Source organism: Actinoallomurus acanthiterrae (assembly GCF_054775715.1).
Genome location: NZ_BAAHCO010000001.1, coordinates 2,072,171 through 2,089,335 on the forward strand (window position 1 = coordinate 2,072,171; position 17,165 = coordinate 2,089,335).

A 17,165-nucleotide genomic window follows, 5' to 3' on the forward strand; every position below is an offset into this window, starting at 1 on the left:
TTCGGCTACGCCCCGCTCGACAAGGCCCCGTCAGGGGCGGCGAGACGTGGTGTCGTGGAAGGCTTCGAGTTCCCAGAGCGAGTAGCCCCAGCCGGTGCCGCGCTGTGTGCCGTACACACGGAGGTAGCGGCCGGTTCCGGTGAACCCGGTGAGTGTCTGGGTGCCTCCGGTGCCTGTCGTGGTGGAGTAGATCGTGGTCCAGGTCTTCGCGTCCGGTGACATCTGAATCTGGTAGGCCTTGCCGTAGGCGGTCTCCCAGGCCAGGACGACGCGATCGACGGTCTGGGTCGAGCCCAGGTCCACCTGGATCCACGTGGGGTCCGCGTACTTGCTGGACCACCGCGTGCCCAGGTCGCCGTCACTGGCGTAGGCCGCCGGGAAGTCGGGTGTCTCGGTGCTGGAGGCGGTGGTGGGCCTGCCCTGGGCCAGGTCGCCGGGGATGCGCGTGCCAGGCCACTGCGGGTTGCGGCCGATCGCGTCCATGATCGGTATGAACGCGGCGTAGGTGGCGACCGGCTTGGGGGAGCCCCATGTCATCTGCGCCAGGTCACGCAACGGGTACTTGATGCCGGCGGCGGTTTGGTCCAGCGTCTCGGCGGCGGGGTTGTCGCACCAGACGTGGATCAGGGAGCCGAGGTTCTTTGACGGGTCGTTGATGGTGTTGCTGCGTTCGAACAGGTCGGGATTCCAGGATTCGTACATCCACCTGGTGTCGGGCTTGGCGCCGCCGTAGACGTAGTAGGTCGGTGTCCAGGACTCGTTGGCGACCGTGTGCCCGGCGTCGATGAGCTGCTGCGGCGTTAGGCCGCTGTTGGTCCAGTATTCGACGATGATGTTGGAGGCCGGCTTGATGGTGCCATCGCCGGACTTGATGCCGTCGTTCCACATCCGCATGGTCTTGCCGCCGGCGCGGACGATGTCGTCGGCCCAGTTGATGAAGCCGTAGTAGGTGTCCTTGGCCGTGGCGTTCGGTCCGTAGTTGTCGCGGGCGTACTTGAGCAGCTGCGGGTAGGCGTTGTAGTCGGTGACGTACTCGTCGGCGCCCAGGTGCCAGTACCTGCTCGAGGTGAACAGCGGCAGGTACTCCTTGATCAGGTCGCTGATCAAGGAGCGGGCGGCCGGGATGGACAGGTCGATGAAGGAGCCGCTGGCGTTGCCGGAGCTGTCCTTGAGCCGGTAGTCCTTGCCGATGGACAGCTCACCCTTGAGGATCGCGTCCATGTGCCCGGGCATGTCGATCTCCGGGACGACCGTGACGTGGTAGGCGTTCCCGAGCGCGATGAGGTTCGCGATGTCCTGCTTGGAATAGTGGTCCGGCGAGGTGATCTCGGGGTGCGTACTGCTTTCCAGCCGGAAGCCGAAGGTGTCGGACAGGTGCAGGTGGAGGTAGTTCATCTTCAGGTAGGACATGTCGCGGATCTGGTTCTCGACCCAGTCGAGGGGGAAGAACCTGCGTCCGGTGTCGATCATCAGCCCGCGTTCGGCCTTGGCCGGCCAGTCCCTTGCTGTTCCGGCCGGGACCGTCGGGCTTTGACGCAGGAGCTGTAGGACGGTGCGTGTGCCCCAGAACTCGCCGGTCAGGGTGCCGCTCTGGATCGTGATGCTCGAGGCGACGGTCATGGTGTAGCCCTCGGCCGGCAGCCCGCTCCCGCCCAGGGTCAGGCCGATGTCCCCGGCGGCGGGGCTGCCTTGAACGACGCGGACTGTGCGGCCTTCCAGCGCTGACAGGTCGGTGGCGAAGGTCTTGGCGTCGCCGGTGAGCTGCGCGGCGTACGCCGGGTCGACGACGACGCGGCTTTGCGCGCTGAAGCTGAAGCCACCGCTGCCGGCCGTCCATTTCTGCAGCGCGGGAACGGTTTGCGGGGTGGTCGGGGCGGACGCTGCGTGAGCTGCGGATGTGAGAACAGCGGTCGGGGGAAGGGCGGCGAGCAGGACAGCGACGATGCGGAGTCTGATAGATCGCATGGGCCCTCTCTGGTTTCGGGAGAGATGACACCGGCTCGATGTATGGAAGACCTCGCCGGCGGCCGGGGATTACGAAAATCGCCGCATGCACATCGATAACATAACTTCTGCCAGTTCAAACTTCTATCTGGTGTTATCGATGCCATTGCTCTACTGTCTGGTGCACTCTCTCGATCAGAGTCACGAGGAAGCGCCAGGTGAAGCGATGGCTCTGTACCCCGCCCGACCAGTGCGGCGCGTGATCCCTTCCAGATTCTCTGCAGCGTCGGTTGCCGTCCTTCTCGCGTCCGGCGTGCTCTCGGTGCTTGCCGCTCCGGCGTACGCCGCGTCGGCCGACGCCTTGGGCTCGGTCATCACTTCCTCCTCGGTTCCGGCGGCCCCCAAGAACCCGGCGAGGCCGCTGGAACTGACCCGTCCGGGCCTGATGGTTCGGGTGGCCCGGGCCTTCCCTCAGGTGATCTCGTACACGATGGACGGCCGGGAACTCGATGGGCAGGCGCGGGCCCTGGACACCTTCACCGTCAACGGCAAGCCGCACACCGCCACCACGACCGTGAAGGCGAACCGGAACCAAGCCATCTACACCTCGACCTTCGCCGACCTGCCGGGCCTCACCATCACCTCGGCGATCACGGTGACCGGCCAGAGGACGGTCGTCTTCGCGGTGAAGAAGATCGAGGGCAGCGCCGCGTCCACCGTCGACCGGCTGGCGATCCCCGACCAGTCGCTCGTCTCGGCCGACTCCTCCGCCGCGCACGCGACCCTGGCCCGTACGAAGATCTCGACGGACTCGACGACCACGGCGGACCAGTTCATCCCGATCACCGGGGCGACGGCCCCGGACGCGAGCTATGTGGGCACGCCGTACGGCTTCGTGAGCAACGGCGGGCTGGCCGCCGGCATCATCACCAATGCGACCGACGACTCCGCGCAGGACAACAACGACAACTGGAACACCCGCCTGCAGTCGCGGATCGTGGACGCCGGGAACGGGGCCCGGCGCGCTGAGTTGTCCGTCGGCGACTACACCTACGCGCCCAGGGGTGCCACCGATGCGCGGGTGAGGACCTACGCGCTGCCGCAGGCGACCGTGGTGCTCGCCGCGGACGCCAACGGCGACGGCCGGGTGGACTGGCAGGACGGCGCGATCGCCTACCGCGACCACATGACCCATCCGCTCGGCGCGGACCGCGTGCCCGAGCGCGTCGTGCAGCACATTCCGTTCGACTTCGCCAGCCAGGCGACCAACCCGTTCCTCAAGACACTCGACAACGCCAAACGGATCTCGATGGCCACCGACGATCTCGGCCAGTGGGTCCTGGAGAAGGGCTACGCCAACGAAGGGCACGACTCGGCACACCCGGACTACGGAGGCGATTACAACACCCGGGCGGGCGGCCTCGCCGATCTGAACACACTCACCAGGATCGGCGCCGCCTACAACTCCGACGTCGCGGTGCACGTGAACGCCACCGAGGCCTACCCGCAGGCCAAGAGCTTCAAGTACGTCATGGTCAAGGGCCAGGTCAACGGCTGGGATTGGCTCAACCAGTCCTACCACATCGACCAGCGCACCGACCTGGGCACCGGCGCCATCCTCGACCGGTTCAAGGCGCTGCGCCGGGAGGCCCCGGGCATCAAGACCGTCTACATCGACGCCTACTACTCCAGCGGCTGGCTGGCCGACGGCCTGGCCGCGCGGTTGCGGAAGATGGGTTTCGAGGTGGCGACCGAGTGGGCGTACAAGTTCGAGGGCACCTCGATCTGGTCGCACTGGGCGAACGACAAGGGCTATGGCGGGCCCACCAACAAGGGCATCAACTCAGGCATTGTGCGGTTCATCGCCAACTCCGACCGCGACGTGTGGAACGTCGACCCGCTGCTCGGCGGCTCCAGCGTCAAGGAGTTCGAGGGCTGGACCGGCCATGACGACTGGAACGCCTTCTACCAGAACATCTGGACCGGCAACCTGCCGACCAAGTTCCTCCAGCACTACCAGGTCATGAGGTGGGATCTTGGCAGGTCCGCCACCCTCACCGGCGGCGTAAGCGTCTCGATGGCGGACGGCAGGCGCCGGATCTCGATGGGCGACGCGGTCGTGCTCGACGGCGACGCCTACCTGCTGCCCTGGGGCGAGACCAAGGACGGCACGTCCTCGCCCAGCAGAGCCGACAAGATGTACTACTACAGCGCCTCCGGCGGCACGCACACGTTCGACCTGACGAAGCAGTTCGCCTCGACCCCGGTCTTCACCCTCTACAAGCTCACCGACCAGGGCCGCGTGAAAGTCGCCCAGGTACAACCGCACGACGGGCAGGTGACGCTGAGCGGTGACAAGGGGCAGCCCTACGTCCTCGTCCCGAACGGCGGCCGGGAACCGCATCGGGATCCGCACTACGGCCAGGGCACCGGTCTGGTGGACCCCGGCTTCAACGCCGGCGACCTGCACGCCTGGCACCCGAAGGGCGGGGTGACGATCACGCGCACTCCCACCGGCGACAACGTCGTACGACTCGGAACCGGCGACTCCGGCATCTCCCAGAAGGTCACCGGGCTCATGGCGGGCAAGCGGTACGCGCTGAGCGCCAACGTGGAGATCGCGGCCGGCCTGCGCCGCGTCACCACGTTGAGCGTGACCGGTAGGGGAGTGAAGGCCGAGAACGGCTTCGACATCACCCCCGCCCCGAACGAGATGGCGGCCGACGCGAAGCAGGGCACCAATTCGCAGCGCGCATCCGTCGCGTTCACCGCGCCGCCGGGGGGCAAGGTCACCGTGGCGATCGGCGCGGCAGCCGGGAACGCGGCCGTCACCCTCGACGACGTACGGGTCATGGCCGACACCTCCACACCGCGGGCGCCCGGCGGCACGGTCATCGCCCAGAACGACTTCGAGGACAACCAGCCGGGCTGGGGGCCGTTCGTGAAGGGCGACGCGGGCGACGTCACCGACCCGCGTACAAGCATCAGCCACCTGCACGCGCCGTACACCCAGAAGACATGGAAGAACACCTACTCGCCGTACGACTCCGGCACCCTCAAGGGCCAAGCCGTGGATGACGTCATCGACGGAGACCACTCACTCAAGGCTCATGAGGAGAACACCGGGCTGGTGTACCGCACGGTCCCGGCCACGGTGCCGTTCGTCGCCGGCCACAGGTACGCGGTCTCGTTCAAATACCAGACCAACCTCGACGGCCAGTGGGCCTGGGTGACCGGGGCGGACCGGGTCGCGGACGGCAAGGTCGCCTCGAAGGAGATCACGCGTGAGACGTTCGCGCCCGCGCTGGACACCGCGACCTACTCCAGGGAGATCGTGGCCGGCTGCGGCGACACCTGGGTCGGCCTGCGCAGGCTCGGTGGCGCGGCGGGCACGGACTTCGTGCTCGACGACTTCAAGGTGACCGACCTTGGCCCGGCGAGCGGCGGCGCGACCTGCGCGAGCGTGACGACCCCGTCGAACGCCGACCTGAGCCCGGGCGTGCCGAGCGAGTACGTCACGACGTTCACCAACAACGAGGAGACCGACGCCGTCAACGTCGGCATGAAGCTCACCGGACTGCCGGCCGGCTGGACCGTGATGGTCAAGGAACGGAACGGCAACCTGTTCGGCACCGTGAAGCCGGGCGCGACCGTGCGCACCACCTGGCTCCTGACCCCGCCCAAGAGCGCAGCGGGGACGCCCGTAACCTTCAAGGCCACGGCCTCCTACGACAACGCCGGCGTCACCAAGACGGTGTCGGCGGACGCCAAGGCCACGGTCGCGACCGTGCCGGTGCTCTCGCCGAGTTCGATGACCGCGACCGCCGACTCAGAAAACCTCTCCTCCGGTCCGGGGGAGGGCCCGGTGTCCAACGTGCTGGACGGTGACCCGAGCACCATCTGGCACACCGACTACACGAACGCGATCGCGCCCTACCCGCACTGGGTGACGCTGAAGCTGGGCGGCGCGGCCGACGTGAACGGGTTCGGCTACCTCGACCGGCAGAGCGGAGGAGGCAACGGAAAGGTGGCGGGCTACGAGATCGCCATATCCGACGACGGCACGAACTGGACGACCGTCGCGAAGGGCACGCTCGTCGACTCACCACAGATCCAGCGGATCTCCTTCGACACGCGACGCGCCTCGTACGTGAAGTTCACCGGACTCAGCGCGCTGAACGGACAGCCGTTCGCAGCCGCCGCCGAGATGCGGGTCTACGGGACCCCCGTCGACCCGTCGACCGGCTACCCACCGGCCGAGCGGCCGTAGAGAGCCTGGCGCCCCGTTCCCGCCGCAGCACGAACACGGCCGACCGCGCCCAAGGCGCGGCCGGCGCCGGCCGGACGGCGCCGTCGGAGTACGGCGCCGTCCGGCCGTCGTGTGCACGGCCTCCCCTCATCGTCCTTGCGGGACCCGGTGGCCCTGCTCGGGCATCAGGCGCCGCTGGTGGTGGCCGGGGTCAGTAGGTCGTGGTGACGGAGACGCCGCTGTACGCGGTGGCCGCGTAGAGGCTGATGTAGCGGTATCCGGCGGCGGTGTTGGTGACGGTGATGCTTTCGGTGTTGTCCGGGTTGGTCGACTTGGCGGTGTAGGCGGTGGGGGTCGCCCAGCCGGCGGCGTTGTAGTAGAGGTCGGCGTTGCCGGTGCCGCCGGTGGCGGTGATGTGCAGGGTCACGGTTCCGGCCGGTAGGTAGATGTAGAAGTAGTTCAGTTGGCCGGTGGCCGCCGACTGGTTCGATCGGGTGCAGTTCTGGCCCAGCGCACGGGTGTCGGTGGAGGGGCAGCCGCCCGGCGGGTTGGTGCCGCCGGCGATCGTGTTGAGCCAGCTGTCGAAGTCGGCGTCGTAGCGGGTGCCGATGCCGGTGTTGTAGACGGCGTAGCCGCCGTCGTAGTCGCCGGTCCTGAAGTGGGCCAGCATGGCGTAGATGTCGGCGGGGTGCTTCTCGAACATGTAGCGGGCGGCGAGGTAACCCCAGGGGTAGGTGCGGGTGATGTCACCGTACGTGGTCTGCCACAGGGTGCTCAGTTTGTAGGTGTGCTTGGCCGCCTCGGTGACCGCCTCGGTGTCGGTGATGCCGCGGTAGCTGTACGAGACGTACTCGGCCTGGCCCTCGACCCACCAGATGTCGGGATGCACGGTCTGCTGCTCGAAGGTGCCCTTCATGTCGTAGATGGACTGGAGCAGGTGCGTGTATTCGTGGTTGAGGTTCCAGACCCGGGCCACGAAGCCGTCGTCGCCGGGCTTCTGGTACATGACGGAAACCGGCTTGTTGTTGGGGTCGGTGATGTTCCCGGTCAGCGTTTCGCCGCCGTTGTCGGTGCTGTTGCCGAAGATCGCCCAAGAGTAGGTCGCATAGTCGGCCTTGGTAGCGAACACCGCGAGCCGGACATTGGTCTCATACTGGCCGGGGATCGGGCCGTTGTCCCTGACCAGGCCGTGGTAGTAGGGGTCCTGGCCGCGCAGGCTCGTGCAGACGGCGGCCATGTCGGCGGCCGACAGCGCCTGCGCCAGGATGGTGCGCGAGATGCCCTGCGAATCGCAGGTGGAGGTGTGCGGAAGCGACGCGGCGGTGAGTTCGGCGGTCAGGTCGCAGACGCCGTAGTAGGAGCACTGCCCCTGGTCGAAGGAGTTGGCCTGGTAGGCGACGTGGACCCACAGCGAGGCGGTCGGGCCGGTGATCGCGGCGAGGCCGAGCAGGCTCTTGGCCAGCGGTCGTACCTTGGCATGGAGAGCGGTGTGCTCGACGAGACGGGCCAGGTCGTTGCCGGCGTTGGAGTCCAGGACGTCGTTGGGCCCGCCCAGCAGGCTCAGGTGATAGCGGGCGAAGGCGTACAGGGTGTCGATGACGCTGGGGTCGGCCGTGACCGCGGCGACGAAGTCCGGGTTCCAGTTTCCGCGCCACAGCGGGGTGTAGACGCTGTTGAGAGCGTTGTCCATGTTCCCCACGGCGTCCCAGGAACTGTTGTAGGCGTTCAGGATCCGCTTGTAGACACCGAGGTAGCGGCCCTGCAGGTTGGCGCTGTCGGTGAGGATGACGGCATCACCCAGGACGGCGCCGTTGCCGGAGCTTACGTCCATGGAGTGCGAGCCGGCGAAGAAGGCGTCCAGACCGGTCTGCACCGCTGCCGTCAAGGTCGAGTCGTAGGGGCCGACCGCGGAGGCGTTGTTCTCCTGGACGTAGTAGCCGGCCCACATGAAATAGATGAGCTCGTCCACGCCAGTGGAGTCGTCGCCGGGATAGGTCCTCGAGTAGGCCTGGAAGGCGTTGGCGACGGCGACCATCTGGGCCTGACGGAACACGTCGTGGGCGTCGGTGCCGGTGATGCCGAACAGGGTGTTGATGCAGTCGTGGGTCGAGGCTCGGACGTAGTCGGCCAGCGCGGATCCGCTCCGGCGACCGAAGTCGGCCGGGGTGCACGACTGCGCGGCGGTCTTCGGCCTCGCCGACGGCGGGCGCTTCTTCGACGGCTGGAGCCTGGCCGGAGGCTGCTGGGCGGCGGTCAGCGGCTTGGCTCGTACGGCGTCGCGCTCTGAGGCGGTGCCGAGCAGGTCGGCCGGCCTCGACACCGGTGGCGCCGACGACGCATGAGGCGTCTCGGCGGCGGTCACGGCGGACGCCATCCCATGGCCGGTCAGAGCGGCCAGAAGACCGGCGATCAGGGTGACGGCCAGGAATCTGACGACGGAGGTTCGGGAAGGCCGGGGGGTTCGGTGGCGCATTGTTGCTGCTCCCTCGGGGTGTCTGCGCCTCAGGCGGGGGTGACGAGGCGTTCCACCGAACTTCCCAAGCCACATCGCTATGTGCAATATCACATGTCATAAGACATTTTGCGGCAGGTCATAACATGTCGCAGCCCGCCGAACCGGCGATGGCGGCTTGAATCGGGCCAGGGTAGGGGCGGCCTGCGCCGGCCCTAACTCGCACATAGGCGGCTGGTCTGTGTCGCCCACGCCCGGAAGTGCGGCGAGTCGGTGATGAGGTCGCGATAGGCGGCGGTCGCGGCCTGGTGGACCGTCTCGACCACTTTGTCGCGGACGCCCTTCGCCCGCCAGGCCAGCAGGTACCGGTGCCACACCGGCGTTCCGGTCAGGGGTTTGATGAGTACGCCGTCGGCGGGCGGGAACGTCGCCTGCACGATCGACACGCCTTCGCCGCCCGCGATCATGCTCTGTAGCTGGAGCCTGTCGCCGAGGAACTCGTGCACGGTGACCGGGCTGAACCCGGCGGCCTGGCAGGCGGTGTAGAACACCCCGGGCCACCCGGCGCCGTCGTCGGGAGTCAGGAACCAGGCGTCATCGGCCAACTCCGTGAGCGATACCTCCGGCCGATCGGCCAGCCGGTGGCCGGCGGGCAACGCCACGAATGCGGGCTCGGTGGTGATCGCGCGCTGCGCGACGGCATCGGAGTGCCGCAACCCAAGCCCTGGATAGTCCACCCCGATGGCGGCATCCAGCTTGTCGTCCTCCAGGAGCTCGACGATCTGCGAAGACGCATAGACGCTCGAGATGGTCAGTGTCAGATCCGGCAGCGCGGTACGGATCCGGGCGACCGTTCCGGGCAGGATCGGGGTGTTGGTCGCCGCGAGTCTCAGGACCTGACCGGCGGCGAAGACCGTGCCGGCTGAGCGGCGTTCGATGGCCTTCGCGCGCGCGAGCACGTCGCGAGCCCGTGCTACGACCTCCATGCCGAAGGCCGTCGGCGCCATCCCTGTCTTGCTGCGGGTGAACAGCGGCTCACCGAGGAAACCCTCGATCCGCCCCAGCTGGGCGCTGACCGCTGGCTGAGAGTAGCCCAGCAGCGTCGCCGCCCTGCCCAGGCCGCCGGTGTCGGCGATCGCACACAGCATCCGCAGATGACGAAGTTCCAGATGTTCCATCGATACTCCTGGTCGTGTATCAGCCGATGCGGGTCCGAGGGCCGAAGCGACGGGATGATCGGCCGGAGGCCGGACGGTCGGGTCGCCGATGAACCCCCTGCGGACCGCCCACCTCAGAAAGACCGGAGGCTTCGCCTGTCGCGTGTCCGAAGTGTGAACGCGAGGGAAAGTCGCCGGTCATAAGCCCGTACATAAATCTGGGTTATGTGTGTGCCGGACTTTTGGCGCGTATAGCGACCGCGCAATCACTGAAAGGCCATGTCGACGCGGAGATCGGCGGTCGGCCATAACCTGTCGGATAATCCTCAGTCATGGAACTTGATATCCGGCATCTGCGCATCATCTGTGCGATCGCGGAGACAGGTAGCCTCACACGGGCCGCCGCCCGGATGGGACTGTCGCAGCCCGCCATGACGAACCAGCTCCAGCGGATCGAAGAGCTCCTCGGCGGTGCGCTCTTCGTGCGGACGCGCAGCGGGACGGAGCCGACCCCGCTGGGACGTCAGGTCATCTCCCGCGCCCGGATCGTCCTGTCGGAGATGAGCGCCCTGTTCGGCGATCTGTCCGGCCTCGCCGGGCAGTCGCGGAGCATCCGGCTCGGCTCCATCCACGTGGCCTGCGTCGCCAGCCTCATCCCCCGGGTCGCGGAGGAACTGCCGGAGGTAGAGATGTCCCTGCGCATTGAGCCGTCGGCCGCGCTGCTGACCGACGGGCTCACCCACGGCGATCTGGACGCGGCGCTCATCGGCGTTATCGAGGGCTATGGCATTCCGATGGCGCCGCCGATCGCGAACCGCACGCTCGTGCCCAGATACCCGATCTTCGTCGCGCTCTCGGCCGCCCACCCGCTCGCCGAGCGCGCGGAGATCGAGCTGGCCGACCTGGAGGGCGAGTACTGGATCAGCCCCCCGGGCGCCGACGACGGCTCGCTCGCGGCGCTGCGCTCGACCTGCCGAACGGCCGGCTTCGAGCCCAAGGTGCGGTATGACGCGCCGAGCGGCGGGGCGCAGCCACTGGTCGCGCCGGGGTACGGAGTGCGACTGGTCGACCCGACCTGGCCCGCCCAGCCCGGCACCGTCGTCCGCCCGCTGGCCGGCGATCCGCAGGTCGGACGGCTGATCGTCGCCTGGCGCCGCGACCGGCTGAGTGACGGCACGGCCGCCGCGCTCTATCGGAGCCTGGCCCGGGCCTACACGGACCACGTGACCGACAATCCGATCTTCCAGCGCTGGTGGGAGGCCCACCCGGAGATCCATCCGCTGGTCTGACCCGAGTCGGCGGACGCCGGCCCGAGCGCCGGCACCCGTCCCGACGACTCGTCGGCCAGGGGCGCCCGCCCGCGCGACAGGACGGCAACCGTCGGGTCACTGCGGTGTGGCGAAGTCCTGCGTCCACCAGGGTCCGCCGCTGCCGTACGCGACGCCGACGCCGATGTCCTTGTATCCGCAGTTGAGGATGTTGGCCCGGTGGCCGGGACTGTTCATCCAGCTGTTCATCACGTCCGCCGGGTTCTGCTGGCCGGCGGCGATGTTCTCCGCCCACCCGCTCCATTGGTAGCCCGCCGCCGTGATGCGGTCGCCGGGGCCCTTGCCGTCGGGGTTGGTGTGGTCGAAGAAGTGGCGGGCGGCCATGTCGTCGGAGTGCTTCTGCGCCGCGGTGTGGAGTCTGCCGTCGACGTGCAGCGGACCGCAGCCGTTCTTGGCCCGCTGCGCGTTCACGAGGCCGACGACCTGCTGCTCGATGCCGCCCGGTGCGGCACTGGCGGGAGGCGTGGTCGGGTGGCGGGTACGGCCGGCCGGTGGGTGCGCGTGACCGAGCCTTGGACCGTCGACGGCGCGCGATGTGGGCGTGCCGGAGCGGATGTCCTGGTCATGGCGGTCGGGCCCGCGGTGACGGTCGGCCTGCTCCGGGCGGTCGGCCTGGCCGCGTCCGGCTTCGCCGCCGTTTCGAAATCCAGTGAGTGAGGGATCGACCAGATGAGGAACGCGGCGATCGCCGCCGCGGCCGCTCCGACGATCGCGGTCGGTGCCCGGCCGGGCCCGAGGCGCCGCATCCGGCGATGTCTCCCGGCGGCGGCGTGCGCGCCGGTGTGGCGGGACCCGGAGCCTGCCCGGAGTGACGCCGAGCCGGTGTGAGCCGACGCGGAGCCGGCGTGGAGTGACGTGGACCCGAGATGGAGAAGCGCGGAGCCGATGTGCGGAGGTGGCGGCACCAGGGCCAGGCCCGCGAGCAGCGCTTCGGCGGGTACGAGACCCTTCCGGTGTTCTGAACAGGTCCGGCAGTCTCTGACGTGCCGCGCGATCCGTTTGCGCCAGACGGACGTGGGGCGGCCGTCCCATCCGGCGATCAGCTCGGACAGTTCCGCACACCGTGGCTCCGCGCCCAGCGCCCGGACGATGGTGCGCCCGGAGTCCAGTCGTTCCTTCATCCGCTGGACCCGTACGGCGACGTGCCCGGCCGGGGATCCCAGCGCCGCGGCCAACTCCGGTCGGGTGAGTTGTCCCGCCGCCTCCAGCCACCACAGCGCGAGCAGTTCGCGGTCTTCCGAGTCCAGCCATCGCGTCGCCTCCGCGATCTCCCGGCGCTGCCCGGACAGGCCCAGCCGCAGGATGGTCAGCTCGACGAAGTCGGCGGCGGGGTCGGGTACGTCGTATACGGCCTCGAGGTCGACGACGGGTCGTTTCTGGTTCGCCGACCAGCGCCGCCGTACCTCGTTCATGGCGACGGTCACCAGCCAGGACCGGAAACGTGACGGATCCCGAAGGCCCCCGAGGCCGTTCATGACCCGCAGCAGCGTCTCCTGCACCAGGTCATCGACGTCGGCGTGGCCACCGAGGGCCCGGCCGATGATGTTGTAGACGAGCGGCAGGCAAGCGGAGGCCAGCCGTTCCCGGGCCTCCCGGTCGCCGGCCTGCGCCGCCGCGACCAGATCATCGCTGACGTCCGCGGGCATCCGTCCTCCTCACGGGCCGATCCGTTCGACCTCTTCTGGAAGACCCTGCGGCGTGCCGCTGATTACACGAAATTCAGAACTTTTTGCGGCCATCTGTGGGCGCGCGGGCGGGAGTGATCGTGCTCCGGAGGTCGGCCGCCCGCCTCTACCTGTCGTCCGCGTTGCGATACCGCAGGTCGTCGACGGTCCTGGACCGTGTCGCCCAGTTCCTGTTATCCGCCGCCGCGAGCGGGGTCTTCACAGTGTCGGAGATTTCCCGAGAGGCGGGCAGCGGTGAGGCCGAGACAAGTGGCCATTGCGGTTACGGCCGTCGGCCGGGCCGCGCACGTCCATCACGACGCGGTAGTCGGCCAGGCCGCCCTGCGGCGCGGCCGTCCAGTTCTGGTGGAGGAGGCGGGTCGGCCTACCGCAGGAAAGGCGGGCCATCGAATACGCCGCTGAAGATCTTTACTCGTTTGGGCTGGTCGGATAGCTGATCAGCTTTAGTGCACCGTCATTGTTCTAGATGTTCTTGAACGCAATGCGGTGGTGGATTTAACGGCGCCTGGCCGATTATCAGAGTTCGCTTTCGCGTGCCCGAAAACAGTTTGTCCTCTCCGTGGAAAAAGATTAGAGAATTCGCAGCAGAAGTCTTCCGCTCGGACGGAGAAGTATGTAATTTCCGGGCAGAAGTCGGTTTCCTCAGGGAGGGCGGAGTGAAGCGCGTGGCGCTGAGACCGGAGAACGCTCATCAGGCGCGTCTCCTGCATCTGCTACAGGACGGTCCGCGGAGCCGGGCCGAGCTGGGTGACGTCGTGGAGCTGTCGCGATCCAAGCTCGCGGTGGAGGTAGGGCGGCTCACCGAGCTCGGGCTGATCGAGGAAGCGGGTCTGGCGGCCTCGCGCGGGGGGCGCCGGGCCGGGGTGGTGCGCCTGTCGCAGCGTCTGCGGTTCGCGGCCATCGACATCGGCGCCACGTCCGTGGACGTCGCCGTCACCGGGGGCGATCTGGAGATCCTGGCGCACGCGGCGGAGCCGTGCGACGTGCGGGACGGGCCCGACGCGGTGCTGTCGGTGGCGCTGGAAGCGCTGGGCAAGCTGCGCTCGCGGGGGATCGCGACCGAACTGCACGGGGTCGGGGTGGGAGTGCCGGGCCCGGTGAGCTTCCGCGACGGTTTCCCGGTCGCCCCACCGATAATGCCGGGCTGGGACCGGTATCCGGTCCGGGACGTGCTCGCCCAGCAACTCGGCTGCCCGGCGCTCATCGACAACGACGTCAACATCATGGCGCTCGGAGAGATGCACGCCGGGGTGGCCAAGACGGTCGACGACTTCCTGCTCGTCAAGATCGGAACGGGCATCGGGTGCGGCATCGTCGTCGACGGTGAGATCTACCGCGGAGTCTCCGGCTGCGCGGGCGACATCGGCCACATCCGGGTGAACGACGACGGCCCGACCTGCTCGTGCGGCAACACCGGCTGCCTCGAGGCCTACTTCGGCGGCGCGGCGCTCGCCCGCCAGGCCGAGGAGGCGGCCCGCTCGGGAGCGTCCGGCCATCTCGCCGAGCGCTTGGCCCAGGCCGGCTGACCGCCGAGGACGTCGGCGCGGCCGCCGCGGCGGGTGACGCCGTGGCGATCGCGATCATCCGCGACGGCGGGCGACGGGTCGGTCAGGTCCTCGCGGGCCTGGTCAGCTTCTTCAACCCCGGCCTGGTGGTGATCGCGGGTGGTCTGGCCGGCCTGGGCCACGTGCTGCTCGCCGAGATCCGCAGCGTGATCTATCGCCGGTCGCTGCCGCTGGCCACCGGGAATCTGCCGATCACGCTCGCCGAGCTCGGGGACACCTGCGGGGTCGTGGGGGCGGCCAAGTTGATCAGCTCACATGTCTTCTCCCACTGACCCGGAGGTTCCGTTGCGGACACCGTCCCCGCTGCTCGCCGTGCGCGGCATCGTGAAGACGTTCCCGGGGGTCCGGGCGCTCGACGGCGTCGACCTCGAGGTGCTCTCCGGCGAGGTGCACTGCCTGCTCGGCCAGAACGGCGCCGGCAAGTCCACTCTCATCAAGGTGCTGTCGGGTGCGCACCGGCCCGACGAGGGAGAGATCGTCCTTGCCGGGGAGCCGGTGCGGTTCCCCAACCCGACCGCGGCCACGCGCCATGGGATCGCCACCATCTATCAGGAGCTCGACCTGGTGGACGGGCTGAGCGTCGCCGAGAACGTCTTCCTCGGCCACGAGCCCGGACGGCGGGAGGCGAGGCGCCTTACGGAGCAGCTGCTGGCCAGGCTGGGCCACGCCGAGATCTCGCCGGCGACGCTGGTGGGGCGCCTGTCCCCGGCGGCCAAGCAGGTCGTGAGCATCGCGCGGGCGCTGTCGTACGACGCGCGGCTGATCGTCATGGACGAGCCGTCGGCCGCCTTGGCGCACGACGAGGTGGCGAACCTGTTCCGGATCATCGGTGAGCTCACGGCGTCGGGGGTGAGCGTGGTCTTCATTACCCATCGTCTCGACGAGATCCGGCAGATCGGCGACCGCATCACCGTGCTCAAGGACGGCCGTACCGTGGCCAGGGGACTGCCCGCCGACACCGCCACCGCGACGATCGTCCCGCTGATGACCGGCCGTTCGGTCGACCAGGTCTTCCCGCCGCGGCGAGGCACGCCGGGGAAGGCCGTCCTGCGGGTGGACGGCCTCGCCCTGGCCGGGCACTTCGAGCCGCTCTCGTTCGAGGTGCGGGCGGGGGAGATCGTCGGACTTGCCGGGCTGGTCGGCTCCGGCCGCTCGGAGATCCTCGAGACGATCTACGGCGCCCGTCGGCGTACGGCCGGCCGGGTCCTGGTCGACGACGTCCGGCCTGCCCGGGGCGGGACGCGTGCGGCGGTCGCCGCCGGGATGGGCCTGGCGCCCGAGGAGCGCAAGAGCCAGGGCCTGCTGATGCTGGAGAGCGTCGCCCGCAACATCTCACTCGCCTCCCTGGGGCGCTATTCGCGGTACGGCTGGCACGACCGCCGCCGCGAGCACGCCGAGGCTGCCGAGCAGATCCGCGCCCTGGACCTACGGCCGCCCGATCCGCACCGCCCCATCCGGACCCTGTCGGGCGGAAACCAGCAGAAGGCCATCCTCGGCCGCTGGCTGCTGCGCGGATGCCGGGTGCTGCTGCTGGACGAACCGACCCGCGGAGTGGACGTCGGGGCACGGAGCGAGATCTACGGCCAGATCAGGGGCTTGGCCGAAGAGGGTCTTGCCGTGCTGCTGGTGTCCAGCGAGATCCCCGAGGTGCTCGGCCTGGCGGATCGGGTGCTCGTCGTCCGCGACGGCCGTGTCATCGCCGAACACGGCGCGGCCGAGCTGGAAGAACACCGCGTCCTCGACATGATCATGGAAGGGAGCGTCCTGTGAGAACGATCGTCAAGGCCCCGGCGGCCCCGGTGAGTCTTCGGTCGCGGGACCTGCGGCACGTCCCGCTGGTCGGTGCGCTGGCGGTGCTGTTCGTGCTCGGCACCGTGTTGAAACCGGACACCTTTCCGACCACGAGCAATATGGTCACGATCCTGACGCTCGCCTCGGAGATCGGCGTGGTGACGGTCGGCATGACCTTCGTGATCATCGGGGGCGGCATCGATCTGTCGGTCGGCGCGATCATGGCGCTGTCGTCGATCTGGGCGACCACGGTCGCCACGCAGTCGTACGGCTGGGCCGGGATGGCGTTCGCCGCGATCGTGGTCGGCGTCGCCTGCGGCCTGGTCAACGGACTGCTCATCGCCTACGGCGGGCTGGTGCCGTTCATCGTGACGCTGGCGGCGATGGTCGCCGCGCGGGGTCTCGCGGAGCAGATCTCCGATCGGCACTCGCAGATCGTCACGGACGCCACGTTCCTGAAGCTCGCCTACGACCGCGTTCTCGGCGTACCGCTGCTGGTCTACCTGTTCTTGGCCGTGGTCGTCGCGGGCTGGCTCGTGCTCAACCGGACGACCTTCGGACGCCGTACCTTCGCCGTCGGCGGCAACCGTGAGGCGGCCCGCCTCGCCGGCATCGACGTGCGGCGGCACACGCTGCTGCTGTACGTCATCTCCGGCCTGTGCTGCGGTATCGCGGCCATCATGCTGACGTCCCAGGCGAACACCGGGTCCAGCACCCACGGCACGCTGTACGAGCTGGACGCGATCGCCGCGGTCGTCATCGGGGGCACCCTGCTCACCGGCGGATCTGGCTCGATCGCCGGGTCGATCCTCGGGGTCCTGGTCTTCACCACGATCCAGGATCTGTTCATCCTCGCCGACCTCCAGCAGCCCATCCAGGAGATCGCCAAGGGCGCGATCATCGCTGTCGTCCTGCTCATCCAGCGCTGGAACCGCCGGACCACCTGACCCCTATCACCCCTGGTGGCGCCGCCACCTGTGTTCAGCACGCCCGA

Annotated in this window: 11 protein-coding genes; 6 read left to right on the forward strand and 5 right to left on the reverse strand. The window is 68.7% G+C overall.

The annotated features are described in order from the left end of the window. Positions 1–30 precede the first annotated feature (30 nt). Positions 31–1,965, reverse strand: coding sequence for a family 20 glycosylhydrolase (locus tag ACYVF7_RS10220; RefSeq protein WP_460338222.1), 1,935 nt, complete (start codon positions 1,963–1,965; stop codon positions 31–33). Between the two features lie 292 nt (positions 1,966–2,257). Between ACYVF7_RS10220 and ACYVF7_RS10225 the strand changes: the two genes are divergently transcribed. Then, positions 2,258–6,214, forward strand: a complete 3,957-nt coding sequence (locus ACYVF7_RS10225) for an endo-alpha-N-acetylgalactosaminidase family protein (protein WP_460338224.1) — start codon at positions 2,258–2,260, stop codon at positions 6,212–6,214. A gap of 190 nt (positions 6,215–6,404) precedes the next feature. Here the strand turns inward: ACYVF7_RS10225 and ACYVF7_RS10230 are convergent, their stop codons facing one another. Next, complete coding sequence (locus ACYVF7_RS10230) at positions 6,405–8,666, reverse strand: M9 family metallopeptidase (protein WP_460338226.1); 2,262 nt, start codon at positions 8,664–8,666, stop codon at positions 6,405–6,407. Between the two features lie 194 nt (positions 8,667–8,860). Next, a complete protein-coding gene (locus ACYVF7_RS10235; protein WP_460338228.1) occupies positions 8,861–9,823 on the reverse strand; it encodes a LysR family transcriptional regulator in 963 nt (320 codons plus the stop codon). A 311-nt stretch (positions 9,824–10,134) separates the two neighbouring features. On the opposite strand from ACYVF7_RS10235, the gene ACYVF7_RS10240 reads away from it, so the two are divergent. Beyond that, positions 10,135–11,091 (forward strand): LysR family transcriptional regulator, encoded by a 957-nt coding sequence (locus tag ACYVF7_RS10240; RefSeq protein ID WP_460338230.1) that lies wholly within the window; start codon positions 10,135–10,137, stop codon positions 11,089–11,091. A 96-nt stretch (positions 11,092–11,187) separates the two neighbouring features. Here ACYVF7_RS10240 and ACYVF7_RS10245 read toward each other — a convergent pair whose 3' ends face one another. After that, positions 11,188–11,541 carry a CAP domain-containing protein gene (locus tag ACYVF7_RS10245; protein WP_460338231.1) on the reverse strand — a complete coding sequence of 118 codons (354 nt, stop codon included), beginning with the start codon at positions 11,539–11,541 and terminating at the stop codon, positions 11,188–11,190. Further along, a complete protein-coding gene (locus ACYVF7_RS10250; RefSeq protein WP_460338233.1) occupies positions 11,538–12,776 on the reverse strand; it encodes an RNA polymerase sigma factor in 1,239 nt (412 codons plus the stop codon). The genes ACYVF7_RS10245 and ACYVF7_RS10250 overlap by 4 nt, the downstream gene beginning before the upstream one ends. 704 nt (positions 12,777–13,480) lie before the next feature. Between ACYVF7_RS10250 and ACYVF7_RS10255 the strand changes: the two genes are divergently transcribed. The 4 genes from ACYVF7_RS10255 to ACYVF7_RS10270 are packed head-to-tail and all read left to right on the forward strand — an operon-like array spanning position 13,481 to position 17,118. Beyond that, on the forward strand, positions 13,481–14,341 hold the full coding sequence (locus ACYVF7_RS10255; protein WP_460338235.1) for an ROK family transcriptional regulator: 861 nt from the start codon (positions 13,481–13,483) through the stop codon (positions 14,339–14,341). A 41-nt stretch (positions 14,342–14,382) separates the two neighbouring features. Next, positions 14,383–14,652: an ROK family protein gene (locus tag ACYVF7_RS10260; protein WP_460338237.1), complete on the forward strand. Its 270-nt coding sequence runs from the start codon at positions 14,383–14,385 to the stop codon at positions 14,650–14,652. A gap of 13 nt (positions 14,653–14,665) precedes the next feature. Then, positions 14,666–16,150 carry a sugar ABC transporter ATP-binding protein gene (locus ACYVF7_RS10265; RefSeq protein ID WP_460338239.1) on the forward strand — a complete coding sequence of 495 codons (1,485 nt, stop codon included), beginning with the start codon at positions 14,666–14,668 and terminating at the stop codon, positions 16,148–16,150. After that, positions 16,147–17,118 (forward strand): ABC transporter permease, encoded by a 972-nt coding sequence (locus tag ACYVF7_RS10270; RefSeq protein ID WP_460338242.1) that lies wholly within the window; start codon positions 16,147–16,149, stop codon positions 17,116–17,118. Before ACYVF7_RS10265 ends, ACYVF7_RS10270 begins: the two co-directional genes overlap by 4 nt. Positions 17,119–17,165 lie beyond the last annotated feature (47 nt).